Genomic DNA, 16,948 nt, shown 5'->3' on the forward strand with positions numbered 1-16,948 from the left:
GGGAACCTTTGCCGGCATAAAAAAGGACGGCGGCCAACCGGCCGCCGTCCTTGGGCAAGCGAATGCTCGCTGGTTCAGGCGCGCCGTGTCAGCACGAAATTCTGGCCGCTGGAACTGGTGCAGTTGAGCTGGCTTGTCGAAACCATCAGGCAGTTGAAGCTGACCGCGGTCTGGCGGATCAGCGACGTGCCGTTGATCTGCACCGACGTGGCGCCGGTCATCGTGTAGCTGCCGTCGGCAAGCTTCTGGCCGGTGTCGGTGGCGACGGTCGTGAAGGTGCCGCCGGCGAATGTCGACAGGCCGGTGCCCTTGGCGTCGATCCAAGAGCCCTCGACGCCTTTCGGCGCCGCTGCCATCGGCGGCTCATTCGGGCCACTGGTCGTACAAGCAGCAAGCCCGGCCAAGGCTGCCGCCGCTACGCTCATCGAAAGAACTTTGCGCGCAATGTTGTTCATATGAAAATCCTCTCCTCAGTCCGCATCCCTTCAATCGCCCGATTTCCGGGCGATTGCAAGGCAATGGAGTACCCCGGGCAGGCCGCTATCGGACGAGGATGTTGCGGAACTGCCACGGGTCGTTCCGGTCGAGGTCTTCCGGGAACAGACCGGGGCGGTTATCGAGCGGCGTCCAGTCGGTGTAGTAGCCCTTGACCGGTCCGAGATACTGGGACTGCACGTCCAGGCAGCGCTTGTAATCCATCTCGTCGGCCTCGACGATACCGGCCTCGGGATTCTCCAGCGCCCAGACCATGCCCGAAAGCACCGCCGAGGTGACCTGCATGCCGGTGGCGTTCTGGTAGGGCGCCAGCTTGCGCGCCTCGGCGAGCGACAGCTGCGAGCCGTACCAATAGGCGTTCTTGTCATGGCCGTAGAGCAGCACGCCGAGTTCGTCGACGCCGTCGACCAGTTCGTTCTCGTCGAGCACGTGGTGCACCGACTGGGGCTTGCCGGCAGCGCCGAACATCTCGTCCAGCGACAGCATCGCGTCATTGCAGGGGTGGTAGGCATAGTGGCAGGTCGGGCGGTAGTGCACCTTGCCCTTCTTGGAGCGCACGGTGAAGAAATCGGCGATCGAGATCGCCTCGTTGTGCGTCACCAGGAAGCCGTACTGCGCGCCGGGCGTCGGGCACCATGAGCGCACGCGCGTGTTGGCGCCGGGCTGCTCCAGATAGATGGCGGCCTTCGAGCCGTGCTTGTGCTTCTTGGCGTTCTTCGGCATCCACGTCTCATGCGTGCCCCAGCCGAGCTCGGCCGGCTGCAGACCCTCGGAGATAAAGCCCTCGACCGACCAGGTGTTCCAGAACACGTCCATCGGCTTCGGCTTCTTGACGCGCTGGGTGTCACGCTCGGCGATGTGGATGCCCTTGACGCCGGCCTTCTTCATCAGCTTGGCCCAGCCCTCGCGGTCGTCCTGCGCGGGCTCTGAAAATTCGAGGCCAAGATCGGTGGCGAGGTTGACCAGCGCCTGCTTGACGAACCACGAGACCATGCCGGGATTGGCGCCGCAGGTGGAGACCGCCGTCGCGCCGCCGGGCTTGTCGTGCTTTTCCTTGAGCAGCGACTCGCGCAGCGCGTAGTTGGTGCGGCTGGCGTTGTCGGCCTTGGCGTCGAAATAGAAGCCGAGCCACGGCTCGACGACGGTGTCGATGTAGAGCACGCCGAGCTTGCGGCAGAGCCGCATCAAATCCACCGAGCCGGTATCGACCGACAGGTTGATGCAAAAGCCCTGGCCGCCGCCATTGGTCAGAAGCGGCGTCAAGAGTTTCTTGTAGTTCTTCTCGGTCACCGCTTCCTGGACGAAGGCGATGCCGCGCTCGTCGAGCAGCTTGCGGTCGGTGTCGCGCGGGTCGATGACCGTCATACGCGACGTGTCGAACTTGAAATGGCGTTCGATCAGCGGCAGCGTTCCCCGGCCGATCGAGCCGAAGCCGATCATCACGACAGGGCCGCTGATCTCACCGTAAACGGGCCAGTTTTCAGTCGCCATTTTATCGAGCACTCCTTCAAAACCCAGGAAACTGGGAAAAAACACGCGCCAAACCGGGGATTTTTGCCCGGCGGCCATGCGCTACATCACAGATCATTGTCACAAACCAGCGAAAAGCGCCAACCAGCGGTCAGCCGTCATTGGCCATGTGGTTAAGGACCGACATCAGCCGGTCACGGTCCGATGTCAGGCCCTTGTAGTCGAGCTGGGCGAGATCGAGCGCGTCGAGCTGGGCTGCGAAAGACACAGCCAGCGTTGCCCGATCCGGGTGCCGGGCGAGCACGGCGAGAGGGTCGAGATGGATGCGGATGGTGAACAGGATATCGCGTGCAACAGGCAGTTTCCGCAGGGTTTGCCGCTCGACGCGGATGAAGGCATGGGCGTCGATGTCGCCATTGGGAAAGCGCGACGGCCGGTTGGTGGCGCGGTCGATGCGCTGCAGGTCGGAGAGCGGATGGTAGAGCGCGTTATCAGACTGGATCGACCAGTTGTAGCGCTCGACGGCCTGCCCCTGGAGGCCATCGAACATCCGGTTGATCAGCTCGGCCGGACGCGTGCCCGGGCCGAAACCCGGCACAGGCGCGTGGATGTCCTGCAGCGGCTTGCCGAACTTTTCCAGAAGCGACCAGGACGAGGGAAAGCAGAGCGAGCCGGCGACCAGCCGCCAGCCGCTGTCGCTGCGGCGCATCAGGATCAGGTCTTCCTGGATGAGCTGTGAGGCCTTAGCCAGCGGAGCATCGGCGAGGGAAGCAGGCAGGCCGCCCGCCGCGCCCGCCACCTCGATGCCTGATCCGGTGCGCCGATAGGTTTCGGGGAACCTCTCCAGCAGATGCGCACCGAGCAAGTCGAGCACTTCCTGCTGCGCGTCCCGCGTGCCGTTTTCCTCGACAAAAACGCGCTCGGGGATTTCGGTATAGAGCCGGTGCTTCTCGGCGAGATACGGCAGCAGATGGTCGTCGACCTCGATCCAGTCCGCCGGATCGAGCGGCTTCAGCCCGATGCTGAAGAGTTTCGACGAGCCGTCATAGGGCGTGTGGGTGGGCAGCGCCTCGGCCAAGCTCATGCTTCCTTGAAATGGTCGAGGCCGGCGGCGGTCATCCTCGCCAGGAATTCGGTGACATCATAGTCGGCCGCGCCTGCCTTGGCGAAAGGGTCGGCGGCCAGCCTGGCGTCGAGCACCTCGCGCGGGCATTGCGCGATGATGATGCCGCCGGTTCGCGGTTTCTTCGGCCCGGAGGCGACAAAGATGCCTTCCGCATAGCAGGCCTTTAGCCACTCGACATGGGCCGCCTGGAGCTGGTCGATCTCGGTCAGCGGCACTTTGTAGTTCAGTGAAACGACGAACATTGTCTTCTCTCAGGCAAGTTTGGCCGGGATTAGTCCGCGCAGCGAATTGCCGACGAACAGCGCCCTGGCGGATTTCAAATCGTCCAAGCTGTAGATCGCTTCACGGGCGCGGCCTTCATCCAGAAGCTCGGCGCGCAATACGCCAGGCAGCAGGCCGCAGTCGAGCCGCGGCGTCGCCAGCACGCCGTCGCCGAAATCGGCGAAGACATTGGTGATCGTGCCTTCACAGATCTCGCCGCGCTCGTTGGCCAGCAGAACCTCGTCGGCCTGGGTGATGAGATATTCGGCACGGGCATGCGTGTAGACCTGTCGCCGGCTGGTCTTGTGGCGCAGCAGCGTGTTGCTCGAATCGAGCCTCGTCCGTGCCAGCCGCAGCAGCCAGACCTTGTCGGCGGCGAGCGGTTCATAGGGCTGTGCCGAGGCCGTCACCTCGCCATCGTGCGACAGGACGAGGCGTGTGCGCATGGCAATGCCGGAACCGCCGACCGCGCTGCTCAGCGCCTCGCCGACCTTGCCCGGATCATAGCGGAAGCCGAGCTCCGCAGCCGAGCCATAGAGGCGCGCGAGATGGCGATCGAAGCGCAGGAAGCCCGAGCCGGGTTCCCAGCGCATGGTCTCGATCAGCTGGAAATCGGCGGTGTTCCCGTCGCGAAGCGCGCTTTCAGCAGACACTCCTGATACTCCTCCTGCGCCGTCGAATCGAAGACGACGCCGCCACCGACATTGTAGATCGCCTCGCCGCCGGAAAAGAGCGAGATGGTGCGGATCGCCACGGAAAAGCGCATCGTGCCGCCGGGCGCGATCCAGCCGATGGCGCCGCAATAGGCGTCGCGCGGCGTGCCTTCCAGATCGCGCAGGATTTCCATGGCGCGGATTTTTGGCGCGCCGGTGATCGAGCCGCACGGAAACAGCGCCGCGAAGATCTGGCGGATCGAAAGCCCCGGCAGCAGTTTTGCCCTGACGTCGCTCACCATCTGGTGGACCGTCGGATAGGTCTCGATGCGGAACAGCGCCGGTACGTCCAGCGTGCCGACCTCACTGATCAGCGAGATATCGTTGCGCAGGAGATCGACGATCATGCGGTTTTCGGCCTGGTTCTTCTCGTCGTTGCGCAGGAAGATCTTCTGCCGCTCGTCTTCGGCCTTGGTCGCGCCGCGCGGCGCCGTGCCCTTCATCGGATGCGTCTCGATCATCCCCTCGGTGTCGATCTCGAAGAACAGTTCGGGCGAGCGCGACAGCACGATGGGCTCGCCGAGCGCGACCAGCGCGCCGTATTTCACCGGCTGGCGTTCGGTCAGCGCGTCGAAGGCAGCCAGCGGGTCGCCCGTCCATTGCGCATGCACCGGAAAGGTCAAATTGCCCTGGTAGCAATCGCCTTGCCTGATGTGCTGATGCAGTCGCGAGAACCGCTTCTCGTAGTCCTCGGGCGACCAGATCGCACGGGCATCGAAGATCGGACCATTGGTCGCCGCTGTGTTGCGGGGCGGCACCGCCTCTTCGACCGGCGCATCGAAAACCCCAAGGCAGACGAGTGGAGCGCGGCGCCCGTCAGGCAGTAGGGGAACGAGCTTCGGTTCGAGCAGATAACCCGCCTCATAGGAGAAATAACCGGCCAGCCATTTGCCGGCGTCGTGCGCGGCTTGCGCTGCCGCCAGTGCCGACAGGAAATCCTTTGCCTCATGCGCCACGATGACATCGGCCGGCTGGTCGAAAACGAGCTGGCGCGCGCTTTCGTCGTTGCGGAAAATGGCGGCGGGCAGGGACATGGGACTCGGATGCTGCAGTCAATGAAGCCGTTGACCGCTCTATATGGGGGGCCGCTCGCGCGCAATCGAGGGAACGGCACGCTGCCACTCAAAGCCGACCTTTGGGCCGACCTTTAGGTCGACTCCGGGCCAAACCCAGGGGCCAAAAGCAAACGGCGGCGCCATATTGGCGCCGCCGTTTGCAATCTTCAGCTCTTGCCTGGTGATCAGGTGTTGCTGGCGGTTCCCGCCGTTGGAAACTGCTTGGCGAATTCCTTCTCGTTGCCGGCGGCGAGCAGTTTGGCCTGCTCGATCCAGCGCTCGCGCGCTATGCGGCCGTCGAAATTCATCACGTCCTCGATCCGCTTGATATCGGCGGCCGTCCAGCCGGCAATCTGGGCGAAACTGGTGACGCCTTGCGCCTTGAGCAGCTTCTCGTTGACCGGGCCAATGCCGATCAGCCGGCGCAGATTGTCGGGCTTGCCGGATGCTGGCTTGGCCGGTGCCGGTGCAGCTTTCTTGGCTGCTACAGGCTTGCTCGTCGCGGATTTAGCTGGAGCCGAGGCTTTGGCGGCGGCGGGTTTCGCCGCCGGCTTGGCAGGGGCCGCCTTCGCAGCGGCCGGTTTAGCCGGCGCGGGTTTTGCGGCGGCAGATTTGGCCGTCGCGGGAGTCGACATCAGGGCTGCAGACGCCTGGCCTGCTGGCTTTGCCGCGCTGCTCCCGGCAGCAGGTGCGGCCTGCGCCTCGCGCAGCCGGCGCTCGAGGTCGGCGCGGGTCTTGCCGCATGCATCGAGCTCACCGGTCAGCCGGTCGCTGTCGGCGCGCAACCTGTCGCGCTCGCTGCGCGTACGGTCGAGGTCGCCGCGCAAGCTGTCGAGTTCACCGCGCAGGCGTCCCCAGAGGAACCAGCCCACCAACACGCCTACCAGGAACGCCAGGAGCATGTAGAAAAAAGTGCCCATTGTCTCTCTCTCCAGTCAGATCCGTCTGCCGTGGGGTCGTGACCTTCGGCGAAGGACTACTCGATGGTGGTTCCGCGGTTCGCAGAACAGCCGGCTTCGGTGGAGCTGTCAGCGATCGGCTTTGCTTGCCCATGGCCAACGGCCGTTGTCGCGTTCGCCTGAGCGCCACGACCGACCGAGATTTTTCCTCGCCGATCCGCATGCGCTCCGGCTGAGCTTGGAGCGAAGGCTATCATAGAGCTTGTGGAAAGCTATCGGAAAACTTCGGTGGAGAGTACTTCAAGAACAGATATTTAGGCCAATAATAGAGCCATCCCGACATGCATTCCGGCTAAACTGTTCTGCGAGCGGGCGACGCTTGCGCGTTTCAAGCGTCGAGCGCTTCCAGCTCGTCGATCAGGCCGCTGATGACGCCAAGCCCGATCTGCCAGAAGGCGGGATCGGTGGCGTCGAGGCCGAAGGGCGCCAGAAGCTCGGAATGATGCTTGGTGCCGCCGGCGCGCAGCATCTCGAAATACTTGTCCTGGAAGCCGCGCTCGGCGTTCTGGTAGACCGCGTAGAGCGAGTTCACCAGGCAGTCGCCGAAAGCATAGGCGTAGACGTAGAAGGGCGAATGGATGAAGTGCGGAATGTAGGTCCAGAACACCTCGTAGCCTTCGCGCAGTTTGATCGCCGGCCCGAGGCTTTCGGCCTGCACTTCGAGCCAGAATTGGCCGAGCCTGTCGGAGGTCAGTTCGCCATTCTTGCGTTCGGCATGCACCTTGCGCTCGAATTCATAGAAGGCGATCTGGCGCACGACCGTGTTGATCATGTCCTCGACCTTCTGGGCGAGCATGGCCTTGCGCTCGCGCCTGTCGGTGGTCTGGTCGAGCAGCGAGCGGAAGGTCAGCATCTCGCCGAAGACGGACGCCGTCTCGGCCAGCGTCAGCGGCGTCGAGGCCATCAGCGCACCCTGGCCGCTGGCCAGCACCTGATGCACGCCATGGCCAAGCTCATGCGCCAGCGTCATCACATCGCGCGGCTTGCCCATGTAGTTGAGCAGGACATAAGGGTGCGCCGACGGTACGGTCGGATGCGCGAAGGCGCCGGGTGACTTGCCAGGCCGCACCGGCGCGTCGATCCAGTTGCGGTCGAAGAAGGTTCGCGCGATCTCCGCCATGTCGGGCGAAAAGCGCTGATAGGCCGACAGTACGGTGTTCCTGGCCTCGTCCCAGCCGATGATCGCCTGGGGCGTATCCGGCAACGGCGCGTTGCGGTCCCAGTGGTTCATCACCTCCATGCCCAGCCAGCGTGCCTTCATCGCGTAGTAGCGGTGCGACAGGCGCGGATAGGCATCGCGCACGGCGGAGGCCAGGGCATCCACCACGCTGCGCTCGACGCGGTTGGCGAGATGGCGTGAATCGGCGATGTCCTCGAAGCCGCGCCAGCGGTCGGATATTTCCTTGTCCTTGGCCAGCGTGTTGGTGATCAGCGTGAAGGTGCGCAAATTTTTGCGGAAGGTCGTGGCCAGCGCCTCGGACGCTTGGCGGCGCACCTCGCCATCGGCGTCCTGCAAGCGGTTCAGCGCCGGCTCCAGCGTCAGTTCCTCGCTATCGATGTCGAAGCGAAGGTCGGTCATCGTCTCGTCGAACAGGCGGTTCCAGGCGCCGCGCCCGGTGATCGATTTTTCGTGGAAGAGCTGCTCGACACGGTCCTCGAGCTGGTAGGGCTTGTCCTTGCGCAGATCGAGCACCCACGGCCGGTAGTGGCCGAACGCGGGATCACCGGCGAGCGCGCCTTCGATGGCGGCATCGTCGATCAGGTTGAGTTCGAGCGCGAAGAACAGAAGGTGCGCGCTGGCGTCGGTCATCTTCTCCTGGATGTCGCCATAGAGCTTGGCACGCTGCGGATCGGCGGTGTTGCCGGCATAGACCAGTCCCGCATAGGAGACGATGCGGCCGATCAGTTCCTCCAGTGCCTCGTAGGCGACAAGCGCCTCGCCCAGCCTGCCGGCGCTGCCGCGCGCTGCCTCGGCGGCCAGCGTGCCCTTCCAGCGGCTCTCGAAGCTGATCGCATCAGTGGCGGCCTTGGCGATGTCGCGCTTCAGTTCCGGCGCATCCATGCCGGCATAGAGATCGGCAAGGTTCCATTCCGGCAGGTTGCCAAGCTCGGCCGCGCCCTGACCGGACGCTGGCGCCGCAAGCTGCCGAGCAGAAACCATGTGCCCAGAGACCATGTGCATTGCCGACACCTTCCGTGGCCGAGGTTCAAGGGGAAACGAGAAGCCGGTCAAATCCTAAGGAATTCATTCACCGGGTTTTTTGAAACCTTATTTAGAACCCTGTGCCAAGATGGTCCACAGGGCAGAATTCCTCGGGCGGGCAGTCACACCAGTCATGACAGGTTCCATACTCATAGTCGATGACGATCCCGTGCAGCGCCGGCTGCTCGAAGCGGCGGTGACGCGGTTCGGCTACACGGCCGTCGTCGTCGATGGCGGCGCGGCCGCTCTCGATATTCTCGACGGGCCCAGCGCCCGCGAGGTTTCAGTGGTGATCCTCGATCTGGTCATGCCCGGCCTCGACGGTATCGGCGTGCTCAAAGCGATGCGCGAGCGCGACATAAATATCCCGGCCATCGTGCAGACTTCGCAGGGCGGCATCGAGACTGTGGTTTCGGCGATGCGCCACGGCGCCTTCGATTTCGTCGTCAAGCCGGCGTCTCCCGACAGGCTGCAGGCGTCGATCGGCAATGCGCTCAAGGTTGAGGCCGTCGAGGGCGAGGTCAAGCGCACGTCGCGCCGGCGCGGCGGCCTTCTGACCTTCAAGGACATGATCACGCACAGCCCGGCCATGGACAGGGTGATCCGCCTTGGCCAGAAGGCGGCGGCATCCAACATCCCGATCCTGATCGAGGGCGAATCCGGCGTCGGCAAGGAGTTGGTGGCGCGCGCCATCCAGGGCAGCGGCGACCGCCGCTCGAAACCCTTCGTCACCGTCAATTGCGGCGCCATTCCCGACAATCTGGTCGAATCGATCCTGTTCGGCCACGAGAAGGGCTCGTTCACCGGCGCCACCGACAAGCACACCGGAAAATTCGTAGAAGCGCATTCGGGCACGCTGTTTCTCGACGAGATCGGCGACTTGCCGCTCGACGTGCAGGTCAAGCTGTTGCGCGCCGTGCAGGACGGCGAGGTCGATCCGGTCGGCGGACGCTCGACCGTCAGGGTCGACATCAGGCTGATTTCGGCGACGCACCGCAACCTCCTGCAGCAGGTCAAGGACGGCAAGTTCCGCGAGGACCTGTTCTATCGGCTGAACGTCTACCCGATCTTCGTGCCGCCGCTGCGCGACCGCCGCGACGACATCCCCTATCTGGTCACCCATTTCATGGACAAGGTGGCGCCGGCCGACCCGCGTCATCGCCTGCAAGGCATTTCGGCCGCAGCGCTTGCCGTGCTGCAGGCCTATGACTGGCCGGGAAACATCCGACAGCTCGAAAACGCCGTCTTCCGGGCCTCGGTGCTTTGCGAAGGCGATGTGCTGACCACGGAGGACTTTCCGCAGATCCGGGCGCAGGTGGAAGGCACCGTCAATCTCGACACGGATGGCGATGCGCCGTCGTTGTCCTTGCCTCTAGAGGGCGATGAAGAAGCCTTACCCGGCGAGGGCATCCTGGCGACCGAGTCCGATCCGCCGGCCAGGCTGCAGCCTCGCTTCGGCACGTTGCGGGCGCTCGACGAACGCGGCAATGTGCGTGCGCTGGCCGATGTCGAACTCGAAATGATCAAGCTCGCCATCGATCACTACAACGGCCAGATGAGCGAAGTCGCCCGCCGACTCGGCATCGGCCGCTCGACGCTCTATCGCAAGCTCAAGGAATACGGCATCGATCCGGAGACCGGCCGCGTCGACCGGCTCGCTTCCTAAGGTGTGCTGAGATTCAGGTCAGGCCGAGTCGTGAACGGTAGCTTCCGGTGCTCACGTACCCAATGGACGCTCCGCTCCGGTTCTCGGAACCCACCGTCCTCGACTCAGCCTGATCTGAATCTCAACACATTTCAGAACGCACGATCTTTCCGAAAACCGCGCTCCCACCCTCTGCTGCGCTGCCTTCGGTTCGGGATATCGCTTCGGCCACAAGGCCGGCGCCAGCTTGCAATGCCACAACGGGCCCTGTATCGGGCTTTCGGTGGGTTGTGGCAGGCCTGTGGACAGCTCTGTTCACGCATTAAGGCTAACGGTAACAGATCGTGTTTCGAGCGAAGGCGGAAATCTGATCTAAACCAGCGGTTTACCAAGAAACCCTGTGTACAATTTTTGACGGGATATCGCCACGGTGTTACCGCATTTCGGCTTCAATAAGCGATGATTAACCATTAGGATCGATATTCGGATGTGAGGACGACACATCCGTTTGGACAAATCCGGGGACAAACGGCAGCCTGCAAGGCCTTTTGATTTGAACAGAATCGAACGACACACAAACGGGCGGCACCATCATCTGAGCGTCTGGCCGAAATGGCTGGCGGTGTTGATTGTCGCTTTTGGTTTTGTTGCCGCGGCTGCGACCGGAGCCAGCGCCGAAACGCGTTCGCTGAAGCTCTATCACCTCCACACCCACGAGAAGGCAGAGATCGTCTACAAGCGCAACGGCCGCTACGTTCCCGAGGGTCTCAGGAAGATCAACATCATTCTGCGCGACTGGCGCCGCAACGAGCCGACCAAGATGGATCCGCGTCTGCTGGATCTGGTCTGGGAAGCGTACCGGGAAGCAGGCGCCACGGACTACATCCAGGTCGTCTGCGGCTATCGCTCGCCGTCGACGAACTCGATGCTGCGCAGCCGCAGCAGGGGCGTCGCCGAGAAGAGCCAGCACATGCTCGGCAAGGCGATGGATTTCTACATTCCCGGCGTGCCGCTGAAGAAGCTGCGCAACATCGGTCTCAAGATGCAGGGCGGTGGCGTCGGCTACTATCCGTCATCCGGTTCGCCGTTCGTCCACATGGATGTCGGCAATGTTCGTCATTGGCCCGGCATCAGCCGCCAGGAACTGGTCAGCCTGTTCCCCAATGGCAAGACGCTGCATGTGCCGAGCGACGGCAGGCCGCTGCCCGGCTTTGAGCAGGCGCTCGCCTCCTACAAGGCGCGCAAGGGGGCAGGCGCGCCGGCCATCGAGTTGGCCAGCGCCGGTGGCAGCAGCAAAAAATCGGGTGGGTTCCTGTCGGCTTTCTTTGGCGGCGGCGGCGACGACGAGGCCGACGACAGCGCCGATGTCGAGACCGCTTCGGCTGCACCCCCACCCAAGGCCAGAAACCTGAAGCCGGCTGCGGCAGCCAAAACCAGCAACCTTCCGGGCATCGCCATCGTGGCGCCGGAGAATGCGCAGCGCGCCGAAATTCCGCAGGTGACCGAGGAGCAGGCTCCGGAGCCGGAACAGGATACGCCGGAGACGATCATCGCGGCGCTGCCGGCACGCAGCATTCCGCTGCCTGATTTCGCACCGCGGCCGAAGGCCGATGTCGGCGCCCAGCCGCCTGAGAACGTTCCTTTTGCCATGGCCGATGCGACAGCCACCACAGAGCAAGCCGTGGCGACCGCACACGCGCCGGCGAACGTTCCTTTCGGCATGGCCGATGCAACGGCTGCCGATGCATCGGCTTCGGCTGATCCGGCCCAGGTCGCGGTCAACAACGTACCGTTGCCGACATGGCGTCCCGACGATTCGCTGCCAGCCGCTCTGGCTCCGCCGCCCAGCAAGGATGTGCTGATGGCGCTGGCCGAGACGGCTGATCAAGGCAAGACCGCGACCGATGCGTTCTCGGTGCTGCCGACGGCGCGCCCTGAGATGGCCAGGCCGGATGCGGTCAAGGCCGTGCTCGACGAGGCCAATGCCCAGGTCGGCGCGGCTGATGCGTACCAGGTTGCTTCCTTGTCCGAGTCCGAGCCGCGTTCGGCCTTCAACGATCCGTCGGGCACTGACGCCGCAACGCCGCGCGAGGCTGTCGTTGCTCGTCCGGCCGGCTCCGATCCGGCCGCCGCGATCGGTGCCGGCGTCAAGACGACCCGCAAGGAATCGAGAGCCACGGCCCGCGACCTGAAGCCAGGTCCCAAGGCCATGGTGGTTGCTGCCGCGCCGCAGGCCGCCCGCTGGGCGCTGACCAGCGGCGAGCATGTCGCCGCCGTTGCAAGCTCGACGACGGCGCCCGGCTACGCCTACAGCATCGTGCACACGCCGCCGAGCGAGGTCTATACTGCCGGCTTCCAGCCGAGCAACCAGGTGGCCGATGCCAACCGCTTCACCGGCAACGCCGTCAAGTTCATGTCGGTCGCCCGCTTCCAGACCAAGTGACGACCAATCAATCGACAGTGCCGCGCCGGGCAACCTGCGCGGCTTTTTTGTTGCGCGGCCGCACTGCTCGCCGCTGGTCCAATCACGCCGCTCTGACATTGCCGTGATCGTGGAACTGCCCGGCTTTTCAAGGGTTTCTCCGGTGTTCGTTCAAACCCGGGGATATCCATGAAGAACATTCTATTGGCATCGGTCATTGCGTTGGCAACCGCTTCGGCGGTCATCGTTCCCACGCAGGCCGCGACCATTGTCGTCAAGACCAACGACCATATGCATATGAAGAAGCACTGCAGGACCAAGCTGGTCACGACCTGGAAGCACCACCACAAGGTGGTCAGGGAAGTCAGGGTCTGCAACTGATCCCGGCTCAAAGCAGCTTTGGCAGAAACATCTGGCAAAACCCGGTCGACGCAAGTCGGTCGGGTTTTTTCATGAGAGCCTTATTTTGCGAGCTTGCTCGCCGCGCGCGCCAGGGCTTCGATCTCGTCCCACTTGCCGGCCTTGACCAAATCATCGGGCGCCACCCAGGAGCCGCCAACGCAGACCACGTTGGGCAGGCTGAGATAGTCGGCGGCGTTCTTGCCGGTGATGCCGCCGGTCGGGCAGAATTTCACATCGGCGAGCGGCGAGGCGAAGGCCTTCAGCGAAGCGATGCCGCCCGACTGCTCGGCCGGGAAGAATTTGAGAAAGCGCAAGCCGGCTTCCCGCGCCGCCATGATCTCGCCAGGCGTGATGGCACCAGGCAGCAGCGGAACATCGCTGTCGGCGGCTGCCGCCAGAAGCTCGCGGGTGATGCCGGGGCTGACGATGAACCGAGAGCCTGCGGCGGCTGCCTCTTCGAACTGCCTGATATCGAGAATGGTGCCGGCGCCGACGATGGCTTCCTCGACCTCACCAGCCACCCGCCGGATCGCTTCCAGCGCGTCGGCGGTCCTCAGCGTGATCTCGATAGCCGGCAGGCCGCCGCGTGCCAGAGCGCGGGCCAGCGGCACGGCATTGGCGACATCAGAGATCTTCAGCACCGGGATGACCGGCTGGCCGTTGAGGAGCGACAGGAGTTTTTCGGTCTTGCTGGGCATCTGTCTCTCCGTGGCGTGGGATAATTCAACCGATTAGCAGACGGGTGTTTTTCTGTCCATGAAACGAAGCGTGTCGCGATGTCACGCGCTGTGGGCGGTCATGCCGGCCACTACCATCATACACGATGACGGGCTGATGAAGTCGCTCTGCCTTGAAACGGCTGCGACGACCGTCTAGTTGCCTTGGCAATGACATTGTCCACGTCAACAAACCCCGTCCGTGTCGCCGCGCTCTACCGGTTTGCCCGGCTCGACGCCTTCGACGAACTGCGCACGCCGCTCGCTGCGTTCTGTTGTGGGCGCGGCATCAAGGGCACGCTGCTTCTGGCGCATGAAGGCATCAACGGCACCGTTGCCGGCGGCGAAACGGCGATTGCCGAACTGATCGGGTATCTCGAAGCCATCGAAGGGCTCGCCGGCCTCGAGGTCAAGTACAGCGTGGCTGCGGAAATGCCGTTCCACCGCATGAAGGTGCGGCTGAAGCGCGAGATCGTCACCATGGGAGTCGATGATATCGACCCTTCGAAAAGCGCCGGCACCTATGTCGCGCCGGCCGACTGGAACGCGCTGATTTCCGAACCCGATACTGTTATCATCGACACGCGCAATGCCTACGAGGTGTCGATCGGCACTTTCAGGGGCGCTATCGACCCAGCCACCGCAAGCTTTCGCGAGTTCCCGGCCTGGGTGGAAGCACACCGGGCGGAACTCGAAGGCCGCAAGGTCGCGATGTTCTGCACTGGCGGTATTCGCTGCGAAAAGGCGACCGCCTATGTCAGGTCGCTCGGCTTCGAGGATGTGTTCCACCTCAAGGGCGGCATCCTCAAATACCTTGAAGAGGTTCCGGCCGAACAGAGCCTCTGGCAAGGCGAGTGCTTCGTCTTCGACGAGCGGGTTTCGGTGTCGCACGGCCTCGCCGAGGGTGAAGCGGAACTCTGCCGCGCCTGCCGCCATCCGCTCACCGAAAGCGAGCGATCGTCGCCGAAGTTTACCGCCGGTGTTTCGTGCCCGCATTGCTTCGATGCGCGTTCGGACGAGGACCGTCAGCGCTATGCCGAACGCCAGCGGCAGGTCGAACTCGCCGCGGCGCGGGGCAGGGGCCGGCATATCGGATCTTAGGTCCGTCCTGGTTTCGGCGGTCACGGCAAAGCGACGGTTTGTCATTGTAATGCTGGGGTACGGGACTTACCTCTGCGACGTTCGAAACCTGCCCGTTCGGCCGGGCAAATCCTGGAGGCATTGAATGTTCGATCCCAAGAAGCTTCTCGACGATCTGCTCGGTTCGCAAATCCCCGGCACCAGCGGCACGGTCCGCGACAAGGCGGGTCAGGCCGTGCAGATGGCCAAGGACAATCCGCTGGCCGCCGGCGCGCTGGCCGCAGTGCTGCTCGGAACCGGTGCCGGCCGCGAGGTGACGGGCGCTGCGGTGAAGCTTGGTGGACTGGCCGCGATCGGCGGCCTCGCCTACAAAGCCTACCAGAACTACAAGGCCGGCAACGCACCTGCGGAAGCGCCGGCGGCCGGCGAACCGGAATTGCTGCCGCCGCCCAAGGACACCGCTTTCCACCCGTCGCAGGCGCCACAGGGCGAGGACGAATTCACCCTCACCCTGGTGCGGGCGATGATCTCGGCGGCGAAGGCCGATGGCCATATCGACGATGACGAGCGCCAGAAGATCGCCGGCAAGCTCAGCGTGGCCGGCATAGGCCCTGATGCCGAAAAATTCCTGATGGCGGAGCTGGCAAGCCCGCTCGACCTCGACGCGCTGGTGGCCGGCGCCAAGTCCGATGCGCAGAAGCTCGAACTCTATACGGCATCGCGCCTGACCATCGATCCCGACACACGCGCCGAGCGCGGCTATCTCGACCTGCTTGCCGGCCGGCTTGGCCTGCCGGACGCGCTGGTCGACCATGTCGAGGCGACGGTTTCGGCAGCCAAGGTGCCAGCCAAGGCGGGGACTTCACCCAATTCGCGCTGGTAAGAGCCTTGGAAACTCTACTCTGGCGGCCATCTGATGGCGTTTTCTGCGCTTCCGGTGCTCACGGACCCAAATGTCCGCTGCGCTCCGGTTCTCGAAACCACCATCATATGACTCGCCAGAGCGATTTTCGAAACAGACTCAAAGCCAAAACGGCACAGGCCGCCTTTCTTGTGTTAACCTTGCGTTAACCCAGCAAGCGCATCATTCTAGGCAGTCGGATCGGCTATTCCTCCTCCCAAGCCCGGTTCAGATCAGGGCGGTCGCCAATGACCGCCCTTTTTGTCGGCAGGTGTGTTCTTGCATCCTGTCCGGCTTGTCACAGCTGCGATCATTTGCGATGGCTGAGGCGTCACGGAGGACAATCATGACCGAGCAAAAAACAGCCATCGTCACCGGCGCCGGCACGGGTATCGGCAAGAGCGTCGCTACGGCGCTGCTCAAGGCCGGCTGGAACACGGTGTTCTGCGGACGCCGCAAATCCGTGCTGGATGCCGCGGTCGCCGAGGCCGGCCGCACCGACGCCAAGGCATTGGCGGTTGCCTGCGACATCTCCAAGGCTGAACAGGTCGACGATCTGTTCGAGACGGTGGCGGAGGCCTTCGGCCGTGTCGACCTGCTCTTCAACAATGCCGGCATGGGCTACAAGTCGACGCCGATCGACGAGATCCCGGTCGCGGTGTGGAACGATATTGTCGGCGTCAACCTCACCGGTTCGTTCCTGTGCGCCCGTGCTGCCTTCGGCGCCATGCGCAAGCAGAGGCCGATGGGTGGCCGCATCATCAACAACGGTTCGGTGTCGGCCTATGCGCCGCGCCCTGGCTCGGTCCCGTACACAGCGACCAAGCATGCCATCACCGGACTGACCAAGACGCTGGCGCTCGACGGCCGCCCCTATGACATCGCCTGCGGCCAGATCGACATCGGCAATGCGCTGACCGACATGGCGCAGCCGATGACGGTCGGCGTGCCGCAGGCCAACGGCTCGATCGCCGCCGAAGCGGTGATGGACGTTCAGCGCGTGGCCGACGCCGTCGTCCACATGGCCAGCCTGCCGCTCGACGCCAATGTGCTGTTCATGACGGTGATGGCGACCAAGATGCCGTTTGTTGGGCGTGGGTAGTTATTTCCCCGCCAGCGGCACGCCGGGCTTGAAGAGCAGAATGGGCCTGATCTCGTAAACGGCGGTAGGATTGACGCGGCGAAGGTCGCGGGCGATCGCGATGGCGTCGTCTCTCGCGGTGCAGTCGACCACATAGAGGCCGAGCAACTGCTCCTTGGTTTCGGCGAAAGGGCCGTCGATGATCATGCCGTCGCCCGGGCCGCGCAGCGTGCAGGCATCGTTTGTCGCCCCCAGACGCGCGGACGGTCCAAGCGTGCCTTCCTCATGAAGCCGGGTGTTGATCTTCAGCAGGTCGGCCATCAGCGCCGCATCTTCCTGCGGCGTCAGCGCCTTGATCGCATCTTCCACGTGATAGGCAAGGATTGCATAGAACATCTGAGGCACCTGCTTCGATCCTG

At 63.7% G+C, this 16,948-nt stretch carries 16 protein-coding genes; 6 read left to right on the forward strand and 10 right to left on the reverse strand.

From position 1 onward, the window contains the following. Nucleotides 1-74 precede the first annotated feature (74 nt). The 8 genes from omp10 to FCU66_RS08960 all read right to left on the reverse strand — a co-directional run bounded on the left by omp10 (nucleotide 75) and on the right by FCU66_RS08960 (nucleotide 8,240). A complete protein-coding gene (gene omp10 / locus FCU66_RS08925) occupies nucleotides 75-455 on the reverse strand; it encodes an outer membrane lipoprotein Omp10 (RefSeq protein WP_126070347.1) in 381 nt (126 codons plus the stop codon). A gap of 85 nt (nucleotides 456-540) precedes the next feature. Further along, nucleotides 541-1,986, reverse strand: coding sequence for a homospermidine synthase (locus tag FCU66_RS08930; RefSeq protein ID WP_136616726.1), 1,446 nt, complete (start codon nucleotides 1,984-1,986; stop codon nucleotides 541-543). Between the two features lie 130 nt (nucleotides 1,987-2,116). Further along, nucleotides 2,117-3,049 carry a heme-dependent oxidative N-demethylase family protein gene (locus FCU66_RS08935; protein WP_136616727.1) on the reverse strand — a complete coding sequence of 311 codons (933 nt, stop codon included), beginning with the start codon at nucleotides 3,047-3,049 and terminating at the stop codon, nucleotides 2,117-2,119. After that, nucleotides 3,046-3,333 (reverse strand): YciI family protein, encoded by a 288-nt coding sequence (locus tag FCU66_RS08940; RefSeq protein ID WP_136616728.1) that lies wholly within the window; start codon nucleotides 3,331-3,333, stop codon nucleotides 3,046-3,048. Before FCU66_RS08940 ends, FCU66_RS08935 begins: the two co-directional genes overlap by 4 nt. Nucleotides 3,334-3,342: 9 nt before the next feature. Next, nucleotides 3,343-4,005, reverse strand: coding sequence for an aminotransferase class IV family protein (locus FCU66_RS08945; protein WP_136616729.1), 663 nt, complete (start codon nucleotides 4,003-4,005; stop codon nucleotides 3,343-3,345). Continuing rightward, complete coding sequence (locus tag FCU66_RS08950) at nucleotides 3,954-5,099, reverse strand: aminodeoxychorismate synthase component I (protein ID WP_136616730.1); 1,146 nt, start codon at nucleotides 5,097-5,099, stop codon at nucleotides 3,954-3,956. Before FCU66_RS08950 ends, FCU66_RS08945 begins: the two co-directional genes overlap by 52 nt. A gap of 206 nt (nucleotides 5,100-5,305) precedes the next feature. Then, nucleotides 5,306-6,040 (reverse strand): proton-conducting membrane transporter, encoded by a 735-nt coding sequence (locus FCU66_RS08955; RefSeq protein WP_136616731.1) that lies wholly within the window; start codon nucleotides 6,038-6,040, stop codon nucleotides 5,306-5,308. 367 nt (nucleotides 6,041-6,407) lie between these two features. Further along, nucleotides 6,408-8,240, reverse strand: coding sequence for a M3 family oligoendopeptidase (locus FCU66_RS08960; protein WP_136616827.1), 1,833 nt, complete (start codon nucleotides 8,238-8,240; stop codon nucleotides 6,408-6,410). A gap of 175 nt (nucleotides 8,241-8,415) precedes the next feature. On the opposite strand from FCU66_RS08960, the gene FCU66_RS08965 reads away from it, so the two are divergent. The 3 genes from FCU66_RS08965 (at nucleotide 8,416) to FCU66_RS08975 (ending at nucleotide 12,730) form a co-directional block, all read left to right on the forward strand. Then, on the forward strand, nucleotides 8,416-9,948 hold the full coding sequence (locus FCU66_RS08965; protein ID WP_136616732.1) for a sigma-54-dependent transcriptional regulator: 1,533 nt from the start codon (nucleotides 8,416-8,418) through the stop codon (nucleotides 9,946-9,948). Between the two features lie 574 nt (nucleotides 9,949-10,522). Next, on the forward strand, nucleotides 10,523-12,370 hold the full coding sequence (locus tag FCU66_RS08970) for a peptidoglycan L,D-endopeptidase MepK (protein ID WP_136616828.1): 1,848 nt from the start codon (nucleotides 10,523-10,525) through the stop codon (nucleotides 12,368-12,370). A gap of 168 nt (nucleotides 12,371-12,538) precedes the next feature. Further along, entirely contained in the window at nucleotides 12,539-12,730 is a 192-nt protein-coding gene (locus tag FCU66_RS08975; protein WP_136616733.1) for a hypothetical protein, read from the forward strand. 80 nt (nucleotides 12,731-12,810) lie between these two features. Here FCU66_RS08975 and FCU66_RS08980 read toward each other — a convergent pair whose 3' ends face one another. Continuing rightward, on the reverse strand, nucleotides 12,811-13,449 hold the full coding sequence (locus FCU66_RS08980) for a 2-dehydro-3-deoxy-phosphogluconate aldolase (RefSeq protein WP_136616734.1): 639 nt from the start codon (nucleotides 13,447-13,449) through the stop codon (nucleotides 12,811-12,813). Between the two features lie 189 nt (nucleotides 13,450-13,638). Here FCU66_RS08980 and trhO point away from each other — a divergent pair, with 189 nt between their 5' ends. The 3 genes from trhO to FCU66_RS08995 all read left to right on the forward strand — a co-directional run bounded on the left by trhO (nucleotide 13,639) and on the right by FCU66_RS08995 (nucleotide 16,550). After that, nucleotides 13,639-14,568 carry an oxygen-dependent tRNA uridine(34) hydroxylase TrhO gene (gene trhO, locus FCU66_RS08985; RefSeq protein WP_136616735.1) on the forward strand — a complete coding sequence of 310 codons (930 nt, stop codon included), beginning with the start codon at nucleotides 13,639-13,641 and terminating at the stop codon, nucleotides 14,566-14,568. Nucleotides 14,569-14,692: 124 nt separating this feature from the next. Beyond that, complete coding sequence (locus tag FCU66_RS08990) at nucleotides 14,693-15,430, forward strand: tellurite resistance TerB family protein (RefSeq protein WP_136616736.1); 738 nt, start codon at nucleotides 14,693-14,695, stop codon at nucleotides 15,428-15,430. A 364-nt stretch (nucleotides 15,431-15,794) separates the two neighbouring features. Next, nucleotides 15,795-16,550, forward strand: coding sequence for an SDR family oxidoreductase (locus FCU66_RS08995; RefSeq protein ID WP_136616737.1), 756 nt, complete (start codon nucleotides 15,795-15,797; stop codon nucleotides 16,548-16,550). On the opposite strand, the gene FCU66_RS09000 is transcribed toward FCU66_RS08995, so the two are convergent. Further along, complete coding sequence (locus FCU66_RS09000) at nucleotides 16,551-16,925, reverse strand: YciI family protein (protein ID WP_136616738.1); 375 nt, start codon at nucleotides 16,923-16,925, stop codon at nucleotides 16,551-16,553. Nucleotides 16,926-16,948 lie beyond the last annotated feature (23 nt).

The sequence above is a fragment of the Mesorhizobium norvegicum genome (assembly GCF_004919685.1).
In the GTDB taxonomy this organism is placed as follows: Bacteria; Pseudomonadota; Alphaproteobacteria; order Rhizobiales; family Rhizobiaceae; genus Mesorhizobium; species Mesorhizobium norvegicum.

Excerpts from the sequence above, each read along its gene's own strand:
- omp10 (WP_126070347.1), bottom strand. The coding sequence starts at position 455 with ATGAACAACATTGCGCGCAAAGTTCTTTCGATGAGCGTAGCGGCGGCA.
- FCU66_RS08960 (WP_136616827.1), bottom strand. The coding sequence starts at position 8,240 with ATGGTTTCTGCTCGGCAGCTTGCGGCGCCAGCGTCCGGTCAGGGCGCG.
- FCU66_RS08955 (WP_136616731.1), bottom strand. The coding sequence starts at position 6,040 with ATGGGCACTTTTTTCTACATGCTCCTGGCGTTCCTGGTAGGCGTGTTG.
- FCU66_RS08935 (WP_136616727.1), bottom strand. The coding sequence starts at position 3,049 with ATGAGCTTGGCCGAGGCGCTGCCCACCCACACGCCCTATGACGGCTCG.
- FCU66_RS08965 (WP_136616732.1), top strand. The coding sequence starts at position 8,416 with ATGACAGGTTCCATACTCATAGTCGATGACGATCCCGTGCAGCGCCGG.
- FCU66_RS08990 (WP_136616736.1), top strand. The coding sequence starts at position 14,693 with ATGTTCGATCCCAAGAAGCTTCTCGACGATCTGCTCGGTTCGCAAATC.
- FCU66_RS08980 (WP_136616734.1), bottom strand. The coding sequence starts at position 13,449 with ATGCCCAGCAAGACCGAAAAACTCCTGTCGCTCCTCAACGGCCAGCCG.
- FCU66_RS08940 (WP_136616728.1), bottom strand. The coding sequence starts at position 3,333 with ATGTTCGTCGTTTCACTGAACTACAAAGTGCCGCTGACCGAGATCGAC.
- FCU66_RS09000 (WP_136616738.1), bottom strand. The coding sequence starts at position 16,925 with ATGTTCTATGCAATCCTTGCCTATCACGTGGAAGATGCGATCAAGGCG.
- FCU66_RS08995 (WP_136616737.1), top strand. The coding sequence starts at position 15,795 with ATGACCGAGCAAAAAACAGCCATCGTCACCGGCGCCGGCACGGGTATC.
- FCU66_RS08975 (WP_136616733.1), top strand. The coding sequence starts at position 12,539 with ATGAAGAACATTCTATTGGCATCGGTCATTGCGTTGGCAACCGCTTCG.
- FCU66_RS08950 (WP_136616730.1), bottom strand. The coding sequence starts at position 5,099 with ATGTCCCTGCCCGCCGCCATTTTCCGCAACGACGAAAGCGCGCGCCAG.
- FCU66_RS08930 (WP_136616726.1), bottom strand. The coding sequence starts at position 1,986 with ATGGCGACTGAAAACTGGCCCGTTTACGGTGAGATCAGCGGCCCTGTC.
- trhO (WP_136616735.1), top strand. The coding sequence starts at position 13,639 with ATGACATTGTCCACGTCAACAAACCCCGTCCGTGTCGCCGCGCTCTAC.